The 17,473-nt window shown below is 64.6% G+C and carries 16 protein-coding genes, 4 tRNA genes and 5 pseudogenes; 9 read left to right on the plus strand and 16 right to left on the minus strand.

Features of this window, described 5'->3' with window-relative positions; translation table 11 throughout:
* Positions 1-87: 87 nt before the first annotated feature.
* The 16 genes and pseudogenes from rplA to H0I39_RS07750 form a co-directional block, all read right to left on the minus strand.
* Entirely contained in the window at positions 88-783 is a 696-nt protein-coding gene (gene rplA, locus H0I39_RS07675) for a 50S ribosomal protein L1 (RefSeq protein WP_180550108.1), read from the minus strand.
* Positions 784-1,215 carry a 50S ribosomal protein L11 gene (gene rplK, locus H0I39_RS07680; RefSeq protein ID WP_180550110.1) on the minus strand — a complete coding sequence of 144 codons (432 nt, stop codon included), beginning with the start codon at positions 1,213-1,215 and terminating at the stop codon, positions 784-786.
* 122 nt (positions 1,216-1,337) lie between these two features.
* Positions 1,338-1,918: pseudogene (gene nusG / locus H0I39_RS07685) on the minus strand (transcription termination/antitermination protein NusG).
* Positions 1,896-2,300 (minus strand): preprotein translocase subunit SecE, encoded by a 405-nt coding sequence (gene secE, locus H0I39_RS07690; RefSeq protein WP_180550111.1) that lies wholly within the window; start codon positions 2,298-2,300, stop codon positions 1,896-1,898. Before secE ends, nusG begins: the two are co-directional and overlap by 23 nt.
* A gap of 113 nt (positions 2,301-2,413) precedes the next feature.
* Positions 2,414-2,489 (minus strand) — tRNA-Trp (locus tag H0I39_RS07695).
* A gap of 9 nt (positions 2,490-2,498) precedes the next feature.
* On the minus strand, positions 2,499-3,689 hold the full coding sequence (gene tuf, locus H0I39_RS07700) for an elongation factor Tu (protein WP_180550113.1): 1,191 nt from the start codon (positions 3,687-3,689) through the stop codon (positions 2,499-2,501).
* 72 nt (positions 3,690-3,761) lie between these two features.
* Positions 3,762-3,836, minus strand: a tRNA-Thr gene (locus tag H0I39_RS07705).
* A 39-nt stretch (positions 3,837-3,875) separates the two neighbouring features.
* Positions 3,876-3,949, minus strand: a tRNA-Gly gene (locus H0I39_RS07710).
* Between the two features lie 114 nt (positions 3,950-4,063).
* Positions 4,064-4,149: transfer RNA gene (locus H0I39_RS07715), tRNA-Tyr, on the minus strand.
* 59 nt (positions 4,150-4,208) lie between these two features.
* A pseudogene (locus tag H0I39_RS07720) lies at positions 4,209-4,933 on the minus strand (uracil-DNA glycosylase).
* 57 nt (positions 4,934-4,990) lie between these two features.
* Complete coding sequence (gene trpC / locus H0I39_RS07725) at positions 4,991-5,803, minus strand: indole-3-glycerol phosphate synthase TrpC (protein WP_180550114.1); 813 nt, start codon at positions 5,801-5,803, stop codon at positions 4,991-4,993.
* Positions 5,796-5,942 (minus strand): hypothetical protein, encoded by a 147-nt coding sequence (locus tag H0I39_RS07730; protein ID WP_180549130.1) that lies wholly within the window; start codon positions 5,940-5,942, stop codon positions 5,796-5,798. The genes trpC and H0I39_RS07730 overlap by 8 nt, the downstream gene beginning before the upstream one ends.
* Positions 5,939-6,976 carry an anthranilate phosphoribosyltransferase gene (gene trpD / locus H0I39_RS07735; protein WP_180550115.1) on the minus strand — a complete coding sequence of 346 codons (1,038 nt, stop codon included), beginning with the start codon at positions 6,974-6,976 and terminating at the stop codon, positions 5,939-5,941. The genes H0I39_RS07730 and trpD overlap by 4 nt, the downstream gene beginning before the upstream one ends.
* A gap of 30 nt (positions 6,977-7,006) precedes the next feature.
* Positions 7,007-7,687 (minus strand): LysE family translocator, encoded by a 681-nt coding sequence (locus H0I39_RS07740; RefSeq protein ID WP_180550116.1) that lies wholly within the window; start codon positions 7,685-7,687, stop codon positions 7,007-7,009.
* Positions 7,617-8,180, minus strand: a complete 564-nt coding sequence (locus H0I39_RS07745) for a DinB family protein (RefSeq protein ID WP_257645688.1) — start codon at positions 8,178-8,180, stop codon at positions 7,617-7,619. The genes H0I39_RS07740 and H0I39_RS07745 overlap by 71 nt, the downstream gene beginning before the upstream one ends.
* A gap of 22 nt (positions 8,181-8,202) precedes the next feature.
* On the minus strand, positions 8,203-8,793 hold the full coding sequence (locus H0I39_RS07750) for an anthranilate synthase component II (protein WP_180550117.1): 591 nt from the start codon (positions 8,791-8,793) through the stop codon (positions 8,203-8,205).
* Positions 8,794-9,980: 1,187 nt separating this feature from the next.
* Between H0I39_RS07750 and H0I39_RS07755 the strand changes: the two genes are divergently transcribed.
* The 9 genes and pseudogenes from H0I39_RS07755 (at position 9,981) to H0I39_RS07795 (ending at position 17,411) form a co-directional block, all read left to right on the plus strand.
* Positions 9,981-10,727: a hypothetical protein gene (locus H0I39_RS07755; protein ID WP_180550118.1), complete on the plus strand. Its 747-nt coding sequence runs from the start codon at positions 9,981-9,983 to the stop codon at positions 10,725-10,727.
* A 118-nt stretch (positions 10,728-10,845) separates the two neighbouring features.
* Complete coding sequence (locus tag H0I39_RS07760) at positions 10,846-11,058, plus strand: AlpA family transcriptional regulator (RefSeq protein WP_033448903.1); 213 nt, start codon at positions 10,846-10,848, stop codon at positions 11,056-11,058.
* A 42-nt stretch (positions 11,059-11,100) separates the two neighbouring features.
* Positions 11,101-11,975 (plus strand): annotated as a pseudogene (locus tag H0I39_RS07765) (ParA family protein).
* Positions 11,959-12,207 carry a hypothetical protein gene (locus tag H0I39_RS07770; RefSeq protein ID WP_024002065.1) on the plus strand — a complete coding sequence of 83 codons (249 nt, stop codon included), beginning with the start codon at positions 11,959-11,961 and terminating at the stop codon, positions 12,205-12,207. Before H0I39_RS07765 ends, H0I39_RS07770 begins: the two are co-directional and overlap by 17 nt.
* Positions 12,200-13,833, plus strand: a pseudogene (locus H0I39_RS07775) (ParB family protein). Before H0I39_RS07770 ends, H0I39_RS07775 begins: the two are co-directional and overlap by 8 nt.
* Before the next feature lie 15 nt (positions 13,834-13,848).
* A complete protein-coding gene (locus H0I39_RS07780; protein WP_180550119.1) occupies positions 13,849-14,409 on the plus strand; it encodes a DUF2857 domain-containing protein in 561 nt (186 codons plus the stop codon).
* Positions 14,410-14,411: 2 nt separating this feature from the next.
* Positions 14,412-15,657: pseudogene (locus H0I39_RS07785) on the plus strand (STY4528 family pathogenicity island replication protein).
* Positions 15,658-16,104: 447 nt separating this feature from the next.
* Positions 16,105-16,887, plus strand: coding sequence for a PFL_4669 family integrating conjugative element protein (locus H0I39_RS07790; protein WP_033448885.1), 783 nt, complete (start codon positions 16,105-16,107; stop codon positions 16,885-16,887).
* A complete protein-coding gene (locus H0I39_RS07795; RefSeq protein ID WP_033448882.1) occupies positions 16,884-17,411 on the plus strand; it encodes a DUF3158 family protein in 528 nt (175 codons plus the stop codon). Before H0I39_RS07790 ends, H0I39_RS07795 begins: the two co-directional genes overlap by 4 nt.
* The last annotated feature ends 62 nt before the right edge of the window (positions 17,412-17,473 follow it).

A 17,473-nucleotide genomic window follows, 5' to 3' on the forward strand; every position in this document is an offset into this window, starting at 1 on the left:
GGTCTTGGATGACCCGGATCGGCTTGCAGCCAGTCCGGCCCACCACGTCGGAAGCTGACCTTTCGGACAGCCTCCGAATTCTTTGCCTCAAGCGTTGATGCTCTGCGTGTCGACGCGAACGCCCACACCCATCGTGCTCGACACCGCCACCTTGCGCAGGTACACACCCTTGCTGGTGGCGGGCTTGGCCTTGTTCAGGGCCTCGATCAATGCGGCCAGGTTGCCCTGCAGCTTCTCGGTGTCGAACGAACGACGGCCGATGGTGCCGTGGATGATGCCGGCCTTGTCGACGCGGAACTGCACCTGACCGGCCTTGGCATTCTTCACCGCCGTGGCGACGTCGGGCGTCACGGTGCCGACCTTGGGGTTCGGCATCAGGCCGCGCGGCCCGAGGATCTGGCCCAGCGTACCGACCACGCGCATGGCGTCGGGGGCTGCGATCACCACGTCGAAGGGCATGTTGCCAGCCTTCACCTGCTCGGCCAGGTCGTCCATGCCGACCACGTCGGCACCGGCGGCCTTGGCTTCCTCGGCCTTCGGCCCTTGAGCGAACACGGCCACGCGCTTGGTCTTGCCGGTGCCGTTGGGCATCACGACAGCGCCACGCACGACCTGGTCGGATTTCTTGGCGTCGACGCCCAGTTGCACGGCCACGTCGATGGATTCATCGAACTTGGCAGTGGCATGCTCCTTCACCAGCGCCAGCGCATCGGCCAGCGGGTACAGCTTGGTCGAGTCGACCTTGCCTTCCTGGGCTTTCTGTTTCTTGGTCAGCTTGGCCATTTACACGCCCTCCACGGTGACGCCCATCGAACGGGCCGAGCCGGCGATCGTGCGCACGGCGGCGTCCAGATCGGCGGCGGTCATGTCCTTCATCTTGGTCTTGGCAATTTCCTCGAGCTGGGCCCGGGTGATCTTGCCGACCTTGTCGGTGTTCGGCTTGGCCGAACCCTTGTCGAGCTTGATGGCCTTCTTGATCAGCACGTTCGCCGGCGGCGTCTTGATGATGAAGGTGAAGCTCTTGTCCGCGAAGGCGGTGATCACCACCGGCAGCGGCAGACCGGGCTCGACGCCCTGGGTCTGGGCGTTGAACGCCTTGCAGAACTCCATGATGTTCAGACCGCGCTGGCCCAGGGCAGGGCCAATGGGCGGCGACGGGTTGGCTTTACCAGCCGGCACTTGCAGCTTGATGAAGCCGACGATCTTCTTCGCCATGCTTTACTCCTTGCGGGTACATGCGCCTGGGTTTCAATCCCAAGCTCCCCGGGGTTGTCGACTCTGGGTCAAAAAGGCCGCCAGCGCAGAGTCGGAGAGCGCCAACAGCTATAAAAACAATATCAGGCCTTCTCGATCTGGGCGAATTCCAGCTCGACCGGCGTGGCACGACCAAAGATCGTGACCGACACGCGCACCTTGCTCTTCTCGTAGTTGACTTCCTCGACGGTGCCGTTGAAGTCGGTGAACGGGCCTTCCTTGACGCGGACGTATTCGCCCACCTCGAACTCGACCTTGTGGCGCGGCTTCTCGGTGCCTTCCTGCATCTGGTTGACGATCTTCATGACCTCGTCTTCCGAGATGGGGGCCGGGCGGTTCTTGGCGCCACCGACGAAGCCGGTCACCTTGTTGGTGTGCTTCACCAGGTGCCAGGTGTCGTCGTCCATCACCATCTCGACCAGCACATAGCCGGGGAAGAACTTGCGCTCGGTGGTGCGCTTGACGCCGCTCTTGATCTCGACCACCTCTTCCGTCGGCACCATGATGCGGCCGAACTTGACTGCATGCCGGCGCGGTTGATGCGCTCGACGATATTGCGCTCCACCGCCTTCTCCATGCCCGAATAGGCATGGACGACGTACCACTTCAGGTCGGGGTTGCGCGCCTCGCCCGCCGCCATCTCATTTGCCGCGATGTCGCTCATCAACCCTCCAACCCAGAACCAGGTCGTACAGCACCCACTCGAGCGTCTTGTCGGTGAGCCACAGGAACAACGCCATCACGACCGCAAAGGCGAACACGAAAGCGGTGGTCTGCAGCGTTTCCTTGCGCGACGGCCAGACGACCTTCTTGACCTCGCGCCAGGCATCACGACCAAAGGCGACCAGGCGCTTGCCGTACTCGGAGGTGAAGAAAACCACCGCGGCCAGCACGAGACCGGCAATCAAACCACCCCACTGGACCAGCGGACCCTGGGCACCCAGCAGATAGAACGCCACCAGCGCCCCGATGACCAGCAGACCGACGATCGCCAGTCGCGCCTTGTCGGCACCGGAGCTCACGGTTTCAACTTGAGTGCTTGCCATGCTTGGGCAGTATTTCCAGAGATGGCGTGCAAAGACAGAACTTCAAACACGCATCGATTCAACACACAAGCCCGCCAAGGGTTTGGCGGGCTTCAAAGGCCACTGCAGAGCAGTGGCAGGGGCAGAGGGAATCGAACCCCCAACCTTCGGTTTTGGAGACCGACGCTCTGCCAGTTGAGCTATACCCCTAGACCTCGATTACTCGATGATCTTGGCCACCACGCCCGCGCCCACGGTGCGGCCGCCTTCACGAATGGCAAAGCGCAGGCCTTCTTCCATGGCGATCGGAGCGATCAGCTTGACGGTGATGCTCACGTTGTCGCCAGGCATGACCATTTCCTTGCCTTCGGGCAGTTCGATGGAGCCGGTCACGTCGGTGGTGCGGAAGTAGAACTGCGGACGGTAGTTGTTGAAGAACGGGGTGTGGCGGCCACCTTCGTCCTTGCTCAGCACGTAGACCTCACCGGTGAAGTGGGTGTGCGGCTTGATGGAGCCGGGCTTGCACAGCACCTGGCCGCGCTCGACTTCCTCGCGCTTGGTGCCGCGCAGCAGGATGCCGACGTTGTCGCCGGCCTGGCCCTGGTCGAGCAGCTTGCGGAACATTTCGACGCCGGTGCAGGTGGTTTTCTGCGTGGCCTTGATGCCGACGATTTCGATTTCCTCGCCGACCTTGATGATGCCGCGCTCGATGCGGCCGGTGACGACGGTGCCGCGGCCGGAGATGGAGAACACGTCTTCGACGGGCATGAGGAAGGCGCCGTCGATGGCGCGCTCGGGCGTGGGGATGTAGGTGTCGAGGGCTTCGGCCAGCTTCATGATGGCCTGCTCGCCCAGCTCGCCGGTGTCGCCTTCGAGGGCCAGCTTGGCCGAGCCCTTGATGATGGGGGTGTCGTCGCCGGGGAATTCGTACTTGGAGAGCAGCTCGCGCACTTCCATTTCGACGAGTTCGAGCAGTTCGGCGTCGTCGACCATGTCGGCCTTGTTCAGGAAGACGATGATGTAGGGCACGCCGACCTGGCGGCTCAGCAGGATGTGCTCGCGGGTCTGGGGCATGGGGCCGTCGGCGGCGGAGCACACCAGGATGGCGCCGTCCATCTGGGCAGCACCGGTGATCATGTTCTTGACGTAGTCGGCGTGGCCGGGGCAGTCGACGTGGGCGTAGTGGCGGTTGGCGGTTTCGTACTCGACGTGCGAGGTGTTGATGGTGATGCCGCGCGCTTTTTCTTCGGGGGCGTTGTCGATCTGGTCGTAGCTCTTGACTTCACCACCGAACTTCTTGCCCAGCACGGTGGCAATGGCCGCCGTCAGCGTGGTCTTGCCATGGTCAACGTGGCCAATCGTGCCCACGTTCACGTGCGGCTTGCTTCGCTCGAATTTCTCTTTTGCCATTTCTTCGACTCCGAAAAATTAACTCAACATCAACAAACGACAGCCAGGACGCGTGCGCCACAGCCTCTGGAATGGTGCCCTTGGTGGGAATCGGACCCACGACCTCTCCCTTACCAAGGGAGTGCTCTACCACTGAGCCACAAGGGCGAAAACCTGAACTCAAGCCCGACACACAAACCGACCGACTGGAGCGGGAGACGGGAATCGAACCCGCGTCATTAGCTTGGAAGGCTAAGGTTCTACCATTGAACTACTCCCGCAAAGACACGCCTCAAGGCGCGTTCATCTTGCGTGAGCCCATGCACCCAGCCCTCGCCGAGCAACCGCCCATCCTAACGCTCATCGTGTCAGCCGCGTGTGACAGCCTAGCCTGCTGGTGGAGAGGGCTGGATTCGAACCAGCGTAGGTGTAAACCGGCAGATTTACAGTCTGCTGCCATTAACCACTCGGCCACCTCTCCGGCAGGGAACCATGAATTATGCCACCAATTGACCGGCCCCGGCAAGTGGTGTAGGCCGGTCACGACGCTGCGCCGAGCCAGTCGATCGGCGGCTCGCCCCGTTGCAGCAGGAAGGCGTCCGCCTGACCGAAATGCCCGCAGCCGATGAAAGGCACCGGCGGACGCGACGCGGACAGCGGCGAAGGATGGTTGGCCGACAGCCACAGATGGCGCTCGGCTTCGTTGCCAGCAGGCCGCATGGCCTGCGCGTGGGCGCCCCACAGCATGAAAACAAGCGGCCGCTCACTTTCGACCAGGGCACGAAAGATGCTGGAGGTCAGCGCCTGCCAGCCCAGCCGGCTGTGGCTGCCGGCCTGGCCCGCGAGCACGGTCAGGCTGGCGTTCAGCAACAACACTCCCTGGCGCGCCCAGCGGTCGAGCAGACCCTCGGGCTGGGGGCGCGGCCGTATTCGCGCTGCAGTTGCTTGTAGATGTTGCGCAGACTGGGCGGCAGCCGCACGCCGGGCGCCACAGCGAAAGCCAGCCCGTTGGCCTGGCCCGGGCCGTGGTACGGGTCTTGCCCCAGGATGACCACGCGCACCGCCTCGGGCGGCGTCAGTCCCAGCGCACGCAGGGGCTGTGGCGGGAAGATGCTGGCGCCCTGGCCCAGCTGCGCCTTCAACTCCGCGCCCAGCCGACGCCCCTGTTGGCTATGCAGAAACTGGTGCACCAAGGGGCGCCACCCTGCGGCCACCTGATCAAGGTCGGGTGGCCAGCGTTGCAGCGTGGACTCAGGATCAGGCATCAAATCAGGCTTCAGCGCCCGTCCATCAAGCGCAAACAGCTATCTTTAATATAGCAATCAGACAAACAACTGCGCCAGCGCCTCGCCCGGCTCGTCGGCGCGCATGAAGGCCTCGCCGACCAGGAAGGCGTTCACGCCCGCATCGCGCATGCGGCGCACGTCGTCGCGCGTGTGGATGCCACTTTCGGTGACCAGCAGGCGGTCGGCCGGCACGTCCTTCAGCAGGCCCAGCGTGGTGTTCAGGCTGACCTCGAAGTTGCGCAGGTTGCGGTTGTTGATGCCGACCAGCGGTGTCTTCAGCTTCAGCGCGCGTTCCAGCTCGGCGCCGTCGTGCACCTCCACTAGCACGGCCATGTCCAGGCTGTGGGCGACTGCTTCCAGCTCCTGCATCTGGCCGTCACCCAGGCACGCAGCGATCAGCAGGATGCAGTCGGCGCCGATGGCGCGCGCCTCGTACACCTGGTACGGGTCGATCATGAAATCCTTGCGCAGCACCGGCAGCTCGCAGCTGGCGCGGGCCTGCTTGAGGTAGTCGACGCTGCCCTGGAAGAACTGCTTGTCAGTCAGCACCGACAGGCAGGCCGCGCTCACCTTGCCGCCGCTGTCCGTGTCGCCCACCGCGTAGCTCTGCGCGATGTCGGCCGGCACGAAGTCGGGGCGGATCACGCCCTTGCTGGGGCTGGCCTTCTTGATCTCGGCGATCACCGCCGACTGCCCCGCGTCGATCTTGCGGCGCAACGCGCCAATGAAATCGCGCGTCAGCACGCGGCTTTCGGCGTCCTCGCGCATGGCGGCCAGCGAGACCTTCTTCAGCCCCGCCGCCACTTCCTCGCGCTTGACGGCGACGATCTTGTCCAGGATATCACTCATCTTTTGATAGCTCCTCGCGCTGCTCCGGCGCCGGTTGCTTCAGAATTTTGACGAAAACCCGGTGCATGACAACCGCCGCCACCAGCGTGATCAGCGTCACGCCCAGGGCGATCCACACACCCTCGTCCTGCCACATCATGCCGCCTTGGCCAGCGATTGGGTGAACGCCAGCACCTGATCCAGCTTGGCCTGCGCGGCGCCGGTTTCGATGGCCTCGCGCGCGCGGTCGATGCCGGCCTTGATGGTGCTGGCCACGCCCGCCGCGTACAGCGTCACGCCGGCGTTCAGGATGACGATGTTCTTGGCCGGCCCGTCCTGGTTGGCCAGCACGCCCTTCAGCATGGTCAGCGACTGCTCGGGTGTCTCCACCTTGATGGCGCGGTTGCTCTGCATCGGCAGGCCAAAGTCCTCGGGGTGGATCTCGTACTCGCTGATCTCGCCGTTCTTCAGCTCGCCCACCATGGTGGCGGCACCCATGCTGCACTCGTCCATGCCGTCGCGGCCGTAGACGACCACCGCGTGGTCGGCGCCCAGCCGCTGCAGCGCACGCACCTGGATGCCCACCAGGTCGGGGTGGAACACGCCCATCACGATGTTGGGCGCGCCGGCCGGGTTGGTCAGCGGGCCCAGGATGTTGAAGAAGGTCTTGACACCCATCTCCTTGCGCACCGGCGCCACGTTCTTCATCGCCGGGTGGTGGTTGGGCGCGAACATGAAACCCACGCCCGTCTCGGCGATGCTGCGCGCGATCTGCTCCGGCGTCAGGTCGAGCGCGATGCCCAGCGCCTCGATCACGTCCGCGCTGCCGGATTTGGACGACACGCTGCGCCCGCCGTGCTTGGCCACGCGCGCGCCGGCCGCCGCGGCCACGAACATGCTGCAGGTGCTGATGTTGAAGGTGTGCGAGCCGTCGCCGCCCGTGCCCACCACGTCCACCAGGTGCTTGGTGTCGGCCACCTGCACCTTGGTCGACAGCTCGCGCATCACCTGCGCGGCGGCGGTGATCTCGCCAATGGTCTCCTTCTTCACGCGCAGCCCGGTGGTGATGGCCGCCACCATCAGCGGCGAGATTTCGCCCTGCATGATCATGCGCATCAGGTGCAGCATTTCGTCGTGGAAGATTTCGCGATGTTCGATGGTGCGCTGCAGCGCTTCTTGTGCGGTGATGGTCATGGTTGGAATCTTGAAAGTTGAGAAAGAAAGTCAGCGCGCGGTCGGCGCATCGGTCAGCGCCAGCCTGATGCCGAAGCCGATGAACAGCGTGCCGGCCAGACCGTCCAGCCAGCGCGTGGCCCGCTGCAACGCCCCGGCGCGCCGCGCCAGCCAGGCCGCCGCCAGCGCCCAGCCGATGCACACCAGCAGACTGTTGAAGGTGAACAGCAGCCCCAGCGCCAGAAACACCCCGCCCGTGTGCGCCGTGCCCGGCGCGATGAACTGCGGCACGAAAGCCAGGAAGAACAGCGCCACCTTGGGGTTGAGCACGTTGGTCAGAAAGCCACGGCGGAACACGATGGCCAGCGCGGATTCAGTATCAAATCGGCCTTCAGCGCCCGCCATATAAGCGCCAACAGCTATTTTTACAGGAGCATCCTGACCCATCGCCGAGCGCAGCATCTGCACGCCCACCCACACCAGATACACCGCGCCCAGCCACTTCAGCACGCCGAACGCCGTGCTGCTGGCCGCCAGCAGCGCCGACACGCCGAGCGCCGCGGCGGCCACGTGCACCAGGCAGCCCGCCGAAATACCCAGCGCCGCCGCCACGCCCGCCCGCGCCCCGGCGCGCACGGCGTTGGCGACGATGAACATCACGTCAGGACCCGGAGTCAGGTTGAGCAGCAGGCCGGCGGCGATGAAGACGAGCAGGTGCGAAGCGTCGGGCATGGGATTCAACCCCGCCGCTGGGGCTGGGTGCGGTGCAAAAGACGGTCAGTGAATCGCGCGGCGGCTGGATGCCATGGGTCGCCAGAATGCGACCCGCGGCACCACGGTGATAAGCACCGTGCGCGATCAGATGGTGCAGCATCTCGCCGCGCGAAATGCGCCCGGCCTCGCCATCCGTGAAACGGAATGAGAGCACTTCAGCCAACGCCGCTGGCGCCAAACCATCCACGTAGTGCACGTACCAATCGTCACTGACACGCGCCTTGGTTTTCAGCGCAAGCAAGTCGGGCGTCTCGTCGGTGTTGGTGGCCGCATAACCGTGCGGCTCGCCGACCAAATGACCCGCAAAGATGCGGTCCACCACGAACGTGTGGTTGAGGATACGGATGAAAAGCTGAAGGTCAGTAGCAGTCAAAGTGGACTGCGCCATCTCACCCAATGTCATCAGTTCATCGTTGGCCCAACGCTTGTACTCGAACAGCGATTTCAGCATGGCATGCTCTCCACGGCGGCGTTCAGCGCAGGAAATTCGCCAACATCGCATGCCCATGCTCCGTCAGGATGCTCTCCGGATGGAACTGCACGCCTTCGATGCGCACGTCGTGGGCGTAGCCGGTGTGGCGCACACCCTGGATTTCGCCGTCGTCGTCGCTGGTGGCGGTGATTTCCAGCTCTTTCGGGCAGGTGGCACGGTCGATGACGAGCGAGTGGTAGCGGTTGACGGTGAACTGCGCCGGCAGCCCGGCGAAGACGCCCTGCTGCGTGGTGCTGATGGTGCTGGTCTTGCCGTGCATCTGCACCTTGGCGCGCACGATGTCGCCGCCGAAGGCCGCACCAATGGCCTGGTGGCCCAGGCACACGCCGAGGATGGGCAGCTTGCCGGCGAAGTGCTGGATGGCCACTACCGACACGCCCGCCTCGGTGGGCGAGCACGGACCGGGGCTGATGCACAGGCGGTCGAATTCCCCGCGCTGGAACATCGCATTGAGCTGCTCCAGCGTCACCTCGTCGTTGCGCAGCACGGTGACCTGCGCGCCCAGTTCGCCGAAGTACTGCACGATGTTGAAAGTGAAGCTGTCGTAGTTGTCGATCATCAGGACTTTCATCATCATAACTCCTTGTTTTTATTGATGTTTTTCATTACACACCACCTCCATTACACACATCATTACACACATCGACGGTCGATTGCGATGGACGAAGCGCAGGTAGAGGTCGGCACTGGGTCACAATGAATTTTGAGAGAGGCCGTAGGGTGCGCCGACACGGTGTACTGAGGAAGCGCCTCCGCTCGCGTGGCTGGCTTGAGGGCCAAGACAAAACGGCCAAGCTTACGGCCCGCGGCGACGCGGCGCGCGGGGCCTGAGCTCGAAGATGGGGCTGGGGTGCTAAGGGCATCGGGCAATCTCCTCAAATCTTGGAGCCGCCGTGCCGGAGTAGCCTTCTTTGAAACCTTGCCTGCCGGTACGGCGGCAAGGTGCGGTCAAGACCGCAACGACATGCCGCTTCCTATTGGAAGCGCCACCACAGAGCGATGTTGGTCGAAGCGGTACGAGTCATGGACAGACCAAAGTGTTGAATTAAAACGCTGGAAACCAATCCGGTGACTTCCGAACGCACTTCCTGTATCAGCCGTTCTCATTTTACCACGGGCATGCTAGCCAAAGTCCACTCTTAGAGAACAGACAACTCATCCTTCGGTATGCAGAGAACTGCGAGCTATTCGCCCTCTGATGTGATCTCAACCGCAACAAGGGCAAGCTACTGAGCCAAAGTGGCTACTCAGCATCCCCGCTCCACGTTGCGGCCTCCAACCGCACCAGCAGCAACATGAAGCAACGGCTTGGTGAGCGTCAAATCTGCGGTTCGCTGTCACCACAAACTGCTCGTGCGTAATGCTATCTCGATATATCAGCATCCTAATCAGATATCGCCCCACTGGATTCTCCCTGCAAATCCAAGGTTCCAAGCAGCAGTTGACGCTGCTTGCGGCTTCTGAAACCACTGGGCTATCAGGCCATACCCAAACGGTTTTGCGTAGATCGCTGCAACCCATGACGCTGCCAGTGTGAGGCCACTGTTGAGCCATACCTGCCAAGGCCCAGTCATCTGGATAGCTCACATATTTTTGCACATCGAGCGCGCGACGGCTACCTGCAAGAGCTGGTGAGAAGGCTCAAACCCCACGACGAAGCGGGTCCCTGACCCCCGCTTCATGCACAGACAACAGGCCGACCATGCGGTTGGCACCAAAGGAGTCGGCCATGTAACTCTCCTGGAAGGGGATGGGAGCATGAACAACAATGCACCAAAATCAAAGGTGTTCTATCGCCCGATCGAAGCGTCCATCCGCTGGGCCGGGCTACTGCGATACAAACAGGTGATCCTGGCGTCGATCTCGTCGGCGCGGAACCTGCCACATTCGATGGACTGCCCGCGCTGGGGCGAACTGCGGCTGTACACCGAACGCATCTATGACGGCATCCTCAATGGGGAACTTCCCTTCGGACGGGACGGCATCACGACGCACGATACCGAACTGATCGACTCTCCCGATCTCACCGTCCGCCATGTCGATCTGAAGCGCTGGATGCGCCAGCACTATCCCGAACACCGACCAGGCTTTCTCTTTTCCCGTAGCGAGCGCATCGCCCATCCTTCCATTTCACTGGAAACCGGGCAAGCCATGCTGGTTGAGCAGTTCGCCCTGAAATCCGCCTTGGAGCAGTCCAAGCGCCAACTTCGCGAGCTGCAGGACACGCACGACGCGCTGCTCAAGCAGTCCTCGGTGATCCCCGCATGCGCGCAATGCTCGATCAGCGATCGGGCCGAGACCACCTACCTGAACATCATCGGGGGCATGCTGGAGTTGATACTCGGCCAGTCGCCCTCGGGCACGCCGTACTCCAGCTTCAAGACGCAGGAGGCCGTGGTCAGCGCATTGGTCGCCCATCACCACGGCGTCATGGGGATCGCGGAGCGGACATTGAACGGCAAGTTCGCCACAGCCAGGCGCCGGCTACATAGCGCCATCCTCTAAGGTTTTCCAGCTTGTTTAGGCAGCCGCGGAGATTGCATTGGCAATGTCTTTCCGCAGCCGCGTCTATTGAATAGAGGTCACGCCAACAAACGCCACTGAGCGTTCAGGAGTGACCGCCATGTCGCCAACACCTGCACTGCCGCCCAACGAGCGCCGCATCCTGCGCCTGGAAGAAGTCGAAGCGAAGTCCGGCTTCAAGCGTGCCCACCTCTACAACTTGATGCGCGCCGGCAAGTTCCCCAAGGCGCTGCGCCTGGGCGTGCGCGCCGTCGGCTGGGATTCCATCGAAATCGACCAGTGGATCGCCGAGCGCGTCAACAACCGGGCCTGACCCGTTCTCCCACGGACTTCCCATCCTCACCCGGAGAACGCCATGCAGGTTGTATCCATTGTCTCGACCAAAGGGGGCGTCGGTAAAACGACCACGGCCGCCAACCTGGGCGGGCTAGCCGCCGATGCGGGACTGCGCGTGCTGCTGCTCGATCTCGACGTGCAGCCCACCTTGTCCTCTTACTACGAGCTGGCCCACCGCGCGCCCGGCGGCATCTATGAATTGCTGGCCTTCAACGAGCGCGACCTCGGCCAGCTCGTGTCCCGCACGATCATCACAGGCCTGGACCTGGTGCTGTCCAACGACCATCGGGGCGAGCTGAACACCTTGCTGCTGCACGCGCCGGATGGGCGCCTGCGGTTGCGGCACCTGCTGCCGATGCTGGCTCCCCTTTATGACCTGGTGCTGATCGACACCCAGGCGCGCGCAGCGTGACCTTGGAGATGGCAGTACTGGCCTCCGACTTGGCGCTGTCGCCTGTCACCCCGGAAATCCTCGCCGCCCGCGAGCTGCGGCGCGGCACCATGCAGTTGCTGGAAGACATCGCGCCGTACCGGCACCTGGGCATCGAGCCGCCGCCGCTGCATCTGCTCATCAACCGGGTCCACCCGGTGTCGGCGAACGCCCGGCTGATCCAGCAAGCCCTGCGTGACCTGTTCCAGGACCACACCGGCATCCGCGTGCTGGCCGCCGACGTGCCGGCCATCGAAGCCTATCCACGCGCCGCGACGCGCGGCCTGCCCGTGCATCGCGTCGAGTACCGCCAGCCACCGGGCAGAGTCGCCCCCGCCGCGCTCGACACCATGCGCGGCCTCGCCGGCGAACTGTTCCCGCAATGGCAGCACCGACTGGCTCGCGTGTCCGGCCGCCCGCCATTTCCTCTTGATACCGGGAGGCCCCATGGCGAACGCACATGAACTGGCCCGAGGCCACAAGCGGCTGCGCGCCCTGATCGAGTTCGCCGTCGGCGAGGGCTGGCACGTCAAGCGCACGCCAGGCGGCCACCTCAAATTCACGAAGGCAGGCTGCGCCGCGATCTACACCAGTTCGACGGCCAGCGACCACCGGGCCGCCCTCAACGCCCGCGCGCAGATCCGCCGCGCCGAGCGCGAGGCCCGGTCCGAAGCGCAGGGAGGCCGCCATGGCTGAAATGACCTCCCAGCAGATGGCCGGCAAGCTGCTCGCGGCCGGGTTCGAGCGCAGCGGCCCGTCCACCTCGGCCTTGAGCGACCCGATCGCCGACACGCCCATGGTCGTGACCCTGGACCAGTTGCGCCCCTACGACCACGATCCCAGGAAGAAGCGCAACCCAGCCTACGAGGACATCAAGGCGTCCATCCGTGAGCGCGGCCTGGACGCAGCGCCGGCGATCACCCGGCGCCCGGGCGAGGACCACTACATCATCCGCAACGGCGGCAACACGCGCCTGGCGATCCTGCGCGAACTGTGGTCGGAGACCAAGGACGAGCGGTTCTTCCGCATATCGTGCCTGTTCCGCCCGTGGCCCAGCCGCGGCGAAGTCGTGATGCTGACCGGCCACCTGGCCGAGAACGAATTGCGCGGGGGCCTGACGTTCATCGAGCGCGCCCTCGGCGTCGAGAAAGTCCGCGAGTTCTACGAGCAGGAAAGCGGCGCCGCCCTCAGCCAGTCGGAGCTGGCGCGCCGGCTCGCTGCCGACGGCTTCCCAGTCCAGCAGTCGCACATCAGCCGCATGAACGACGCGGTGCGCTACCTCCTGCCGGCGATCCCGACCGTGCTCTATGGCGGGCTCGGCCGCCACCAAGTCGAACGCCTGTCGGTCACGCGCAAGGCCTGCATGCTCGCGTGGGAGCGCTACGCCAAGGGCCGCACGCTGGTGCAGGACTTCGACGACTTCTTTCAGGAGGTGCTGTCGCAGTTCGACACGCAGGCCGACGAGTTCGCCCCCAGCGCGTGCAGGACGAGTTGATCGGCCAGATGTCCGAACTGCTCGGCATCGACTACGACGTACTGGCGCTCGACCTCACCGAATCCGAAAGCCGCCATCGCGCCCTGATCAGCGACCCGACCCCACCATCGGCACCGCCCGCGCTGCCTGAGCCCGGCACCGTGGCACGCCCGCCCGCCGCGCCGGCCCCATCGGCCCCGACGCCGGCGACCACACCTGGGTCGCGCGAGCGCGAGGGCGGCTCGGGGACGGACGGCTCGCCCGCAGGAAGCCCCGTGGCGGCTCCTGGTGATCTGCTGCAGGGGCACATCGTTTCGCCTGCACCGACGACGGAGCGGCTGCAATCCATTCAGCGGATGGTCGCCGACGAGCTGGGGGATGCGCTGCCCGATTTTTCGGCCAACGTCTTGCAGTCCATTCCCGTCCAGGCGGGCGGTCTCTACCCGATTTCCGACGTCTGGCACATCGACGCGGGCCTGGACACGCCCGATCGCCTGCGCATCCACATCGCGCAGTTCGCACGCGAGATCGCGGGCGAGGCAGGCCTCGATCAGTGCATCGAGGACCGCGCGGACGGTGTGGGCTTCGCATGCCATCCCAACGCACAGCCCCCATCACCGCAGGGCCGCGTCGTGCTGGCATTGCTGGCGAGCCTGGCAGGCCAGAGCTTCACCGATGCCGATCTGGACGGCGGGCAGCTTGCCGCCGAACTGCCGGCGCTGCTGCACGGCCAAGGCGATGCGACCCGCCGCTTGAGCGACACCGCGCTGGTCAAGCTGTTCCGATTGCTGCGCCTGGCCCGGCGCCTGCTGGACCTGGAGTCCGGTGCCGCAGGCCCTGGGGCATGAAGGAAGGAGACCCGCATGGCCGCCCCGCACCCGCTCAATCAGGCCGTCATCGCCCAGGCGCTCTACGACCTGCGCAACGGCCAACTGCGCCGCTGCAAGGCGATGGGCTTCAGCGAGGCCGAGCTGGATGCGCTCAAGCATCCCGCCATGGTGAGCGTGCTGGCCAACGCCAATGTCTCGTGGTGTTCCGTGTCCGTGAACCGCGAGGTGCTCCGGCGTCTGCTCTCGCAGGCGCAGGACGTGGAGAAGGAAATCGCGACCGTCGATCGCATGTTGCGCCTGGGGGCCAGCACGGAGATGGTCAGCCGCTTCTATGGCCTGACCCATCAGGAAGTCGCCCTGCGCCGTGAGGTGCTGGGCCTGCCCAAGCGCAAGGGGCGTCACCCTGTCCTAGACGAGAAGCAGGACACGGAACTGTGGCGACAGTGGAAGGCAGTGACCAGCAGCAGGAACGTCGATCTCGAAGACGAAACCTCCATCCTCGATGCCGCCATGGACTTGGCCGAAGGCATGTTGCTGCCTCTGTCGGTGGTCTGGGCCTCAATCAAGAGCTGGGTCGATCAGGGGTTGGGTTGACCATGGCCGTGGACGACACCGCACCACGTCGTGGCCCCATCGCACTCGCAGACCTGTTCGACGCTGCGCTGAAAGACCTTGCGCCCAAGCCCAACGCCGACGCCCCCGTCCACACCCACGCCTGTCGCGATGCCCACGACCCCGACGTCTGGCGATGCCTTCCTGTTCAGCGGCAATCGGCACGAGACCGTACCGCGGCGCCTTTTCCTCGACCGTCGCCTGACGCCGTTGGAGCGCAACGCCTGGCAGGTCTTCCGGCTGATGCTCAACGACGATGGCGTGACGGCGTTCCCGACGTATGAACAGCTTCGGCCCTGGCTAGCGTCGATGCCCTGTGCCGGGCAAGCCTCGCACGAAACCGTGGCGCGTGCCCTGACGTTGTTGCGCCTCACCCGATGGTTGAGCCTGGTGCGGCGCCGCCGCGAGCCCAAGACCGGCCGCATCCTCGGCAACCTCTATGTCCTGCACGACGAGCCGCTGACCCCCTTTGAAGCGATGCAGCTCGACCCAGACTACCTGCAACTCGTCAGCCAGGCGCTCGGCCATTCGGCCAAAGCCGTGCAGATCGTGGGCCTGAACACACTCAAGGAAATCGCGGAAGACCCGCTGCTGTCCGGCCGCACACTGCCGTCACGGCTGCAGGTCCTGGCCGAACGTCTCGCCAGCCAAGGCATCACGGCGACCGAAAGTTATCCACAAGAGGATGCCACTCACGATTCCGAAGAAGGGGTTGCGAGCCCTCTTCGGAATCCTGATGACCCCACTTCGGACTCCGAAGCAGGGCCGAAACCCGCGCCAGACGCCTCTCTTCGGAATCCGAAGCAGGCCCGTACAGTACGTAGTCGTCGTATTAATGAAGTACGTACTACCGCGCAGGCGCGCGTGCTGGGCGACCTGCAATGGCCCAAACGCTTCGCGGAACTGAAGGCAGAGCAGCAGACAGGTGCGCGGGTGGCGTTGCAGCAGGTCGATGCCTCGCTGAGGCAGGCCGTGCTGGACGAATGGGCCACGCGATGCAGCAGCCACGGCATCCGCAATCCTGCGGGGTATCTGTTCGGCATCATCCAACGGGCCATCCATGGCGAGTTCAACGCCTGGGCCAAGAAAGACGCGCCATCTGCATACGCTCCGCCGAATGAGCGGCCACCACCAGCACCGCCACCATCCCAGCCGCAGGGCAAGCCGGTGCCGCCAGAAGTCGCCAAACAGCACATCGAGCGGCTGCGCAACCTGCTCGCCAGCAAGTGAGCGGGCCTGCAAGGCGGTGAAGTGGATGCCAGTGGCTTCCAGCAGAGCTATCCCCAGGGGGTAGTTCTACTGACGGCTACACGTCGAACCGCTGCACGTCAGGCCCCGATCGCCTGCGGCGGGATCGGCCTTGTCCGGGCTGAGCCGGGCGCGCAGCGTTCCTTGGCTCTCCATGGAACTATCCCCTGGGGATAGTTCCACTGACGGCTACGACGTCGAACCGCTGCACGCCAAGCCCCGATCGCTTGCCGCGAGATCGTCCTTGTCCGCGCTGATCCGGGCGTGCAGCGTTCCTTGGCGCTCCATGGAGCTATCCCCTGGGGATAGCTCGCGTCTCATGCACCCGCCGCGGCCTGAACCGGGGACGGGCGGGTTTCGGTTTGTTGACTGACTGCCTTCCGCTTCCTGCCGAAGCTGGCCGCTCTTTTCCAACAACGAGCGGACACCATGGCAACGACCAACGAACCTCTGCAACTGAATCTCGGCTCCTTGCGCAGCGCGATGTCGCTGACGCTGCACACTCACCACGCCTCGCGCATCTGGCACGGTCGCGCCGCCGGCGAGGGGCGACCCGGCATCGTCGGCCTGAACGGCTACATCGCCCAGATGAACAAGATGCGGCGCGGCTCGGAGCAGGACGACCCGTACAGCGACTTCTGGATGCTGCGCATCGAGGACAAGCTCGACCAGACGAAGGCCACGCTGCAATCGCTGCGCGAGCAGGTGGACCAGGCCCTGGCGAGCGTGCCGCCGGCACTCACCCTGGGCGAGAACCTCAACGTGCAGCCCGTCAAGCTGCCGCTGTTCGTCAATGCGCAGTTGGGCTTTGCCGCGGTGTATCTGCTGGCCGACTACGACGACATCGCCCGCAAGCTGATCCTCGCGCACCACACCGCGCTGATCGATCGCTCGACGCTCGAACGCTGGCTCAACGAAGGCGCCCATGCACTGCGCAGCCTGTTCTCGCTGGCCCAGCAGTACCGCTACTCGGGCTGCACCCGCGACGACTTCGCCGCGAAGAACGCCGCAGCCCGGGCGGCGCTGGAGAAGTTCGGCGAGTTGCCGCAGGACGTGCTGGAAGGCACGCGCCGCTCGAAGTTTGCGCCGCCCATCGTGCGCCGTGGCCTGCAGCAGCGCGGTGACGGTCCTGCCGCAGCCGCATCGCCCACCGACGAGGTTGCCACCACCGAGGCACCCGAGGCCGCCGCCGACGAGGACGCGCAGCCATGAGCGACCCGAACCGCGACACCCGCTACTTCCGCCCGCTGCAACAGACCGCCTTCATGCGGCTGGAACACGCAGGCTCTCTAAAAGGCCTTTTAAAGCCCTTTAAAGGTAAAGGGGACTTGGAGGCCTGGGCCAGCCAGTGCTTCGCCATGCGCGACGAGTTGATTGGCTTGGCGCAGCGACAGGTGCTGCCACAGGCCGTCGGGCATCCCTTCCACCTGCTCTCAATCGAGCTGGCCCAGCAGACCACTGGCGCAGGCACGGCGTTTCTTCGCTGGCGCAAGCACGACCGCTCGGCCATGGGCGTCGCCTTGTGGCAGGAGCTGATGGCGAGCACCAGCACGCCGGTCAACCTCCTGGCCGACCTGCACGCGATCGAGCTTCAGCGCATCACGCTGAACATGCAGATCAGCCTGTTGCACACCTTGGGCAGGCAGGCCCAGGAGTGCGCCAGCAAGGCCGCCGACGCGGAAGACGCCTACCTGCGCCGGCTCAAGTCCATGCCATCCGCCATGCGTGATCGGTGATCGCGCCAGGCACCCCAGCACGCGCCCGCCGCCGACCAGGTGCGGGTATTTCAACCACCACG

It is taken from the genome of Ottowia beijingensis, from assembly GCF_013423955.1.
GTDB lineage: Bacteria > Pseudomonadota > Gammaproteobacteria > Burkholderiales > Burkholderiaceae_C > Ottowia > Ottowia beijingensis.

Coding starts and splice junctions, on each gene's coding strand:
- rplA (WP_180550108.1), bottom strand. CDS start 783: ATGGCCAAGCTGACCAAGAAACAGAAAGCCCAGGAAGGCAAGGTCGAC.
- rplK (WP_180550110.1), bottom strand. CDS start 1,215: ATGGCGAAGAAGATCGTCGGCTTCATCAAGCTGCAAGTGCCGGCTGGT.
- secE (WP_180550111.1), bottom strand. CDS start 2,300: ATGGCAAGCACTCAAGTTGAAACCGTGAGCTCCGGTGCCGACAAGGCG.
- tuf (WP_180550113.1), bottom strand. CDS start 3,689: ATGGCAAAAGAGAAATTCGAGCGAAGCAAGCCGCACGTGAACGTGGGC.
- trpC (WP_180550114.1), bottom strand. CDS start 5,803: ATGAGTGATATCCTGGACAAGATCGTCGCCGTCAAGCGCGAGGAAGTG.
- H0I39_RS07730 (WP_180549130.1), bottom strand. CDS start 5,942: ATGATGTGGCAGGACGAGGGTGTGTGGATCGCCCTGGGCGTGACGCTG.
- trpD (WP_180550115.1), bottom strand. CDS start 6,976: ATGACCATCACCGCACAAGAAGCGCTGCAGCGCACCATCGAACATCGC.
- H0I39_RS07740 (WP_180550116.1), bottom strand. CDS start 7,687: ATGCCCGACGCTTCGCACCTGCTCGTCTTCATCGCCGCCGGCCTGCTG.
- H0I39_RS07745 (WP_257645688.1), bottom strand. CDS start 8,180: ATGCTGAAATCGCTGTTCGAGTACAAGCGTTGGGCCAACGATGAACTG.
- H0I39_RS07750 (WP_180550117.1), bottom strand. CDS start 8,793: ATGAAAGTCCTGATGATCGACAACTACGACAGCTTCACTTTCAACATC.
- H0I39_RS07755 (WP_180550118.1), top strand. CDS start 9,981: ATGAACAACAATGCACCAAAATCAAAGGTGTTCTATCGCCCGATCGAA.
- H0I39_RS07760 (WP_033448903.1), top strand. CDS start 10,846: ATGTCGCCAACACCTGCACTGCCGCCCAACGAGCGCCGCATCCTGCGC.
- H0I39_RS07770 (WP_024002065.1), top strand. CDS start 11,959: ATGGCGAACGCACATGAACTGGCCCGAGGCCACAAGCGGCTGCGCGCC.
- H0I39_RS07780 (WP_180550119.1), top strand. CDS start 13,849: ATGGCCGCCCCGCACCCGCTCAATCAGGCCGTCATCGCCCAGGCGCTC.
- H0I39_RS07790 (WP_033448885.1), top strand. CDS start 16,105: ATGGCAACGACCAACGAACCTCTGCAACTGAATCTCGGCTCCTTGCGC.
- H0I39_RS07795 (WP_033448882.1), top strand. CDS start 16,884: ATGAGCGACCCGAACCGCGACACCCGCTACTTCCGCCCGCTGCAACAG.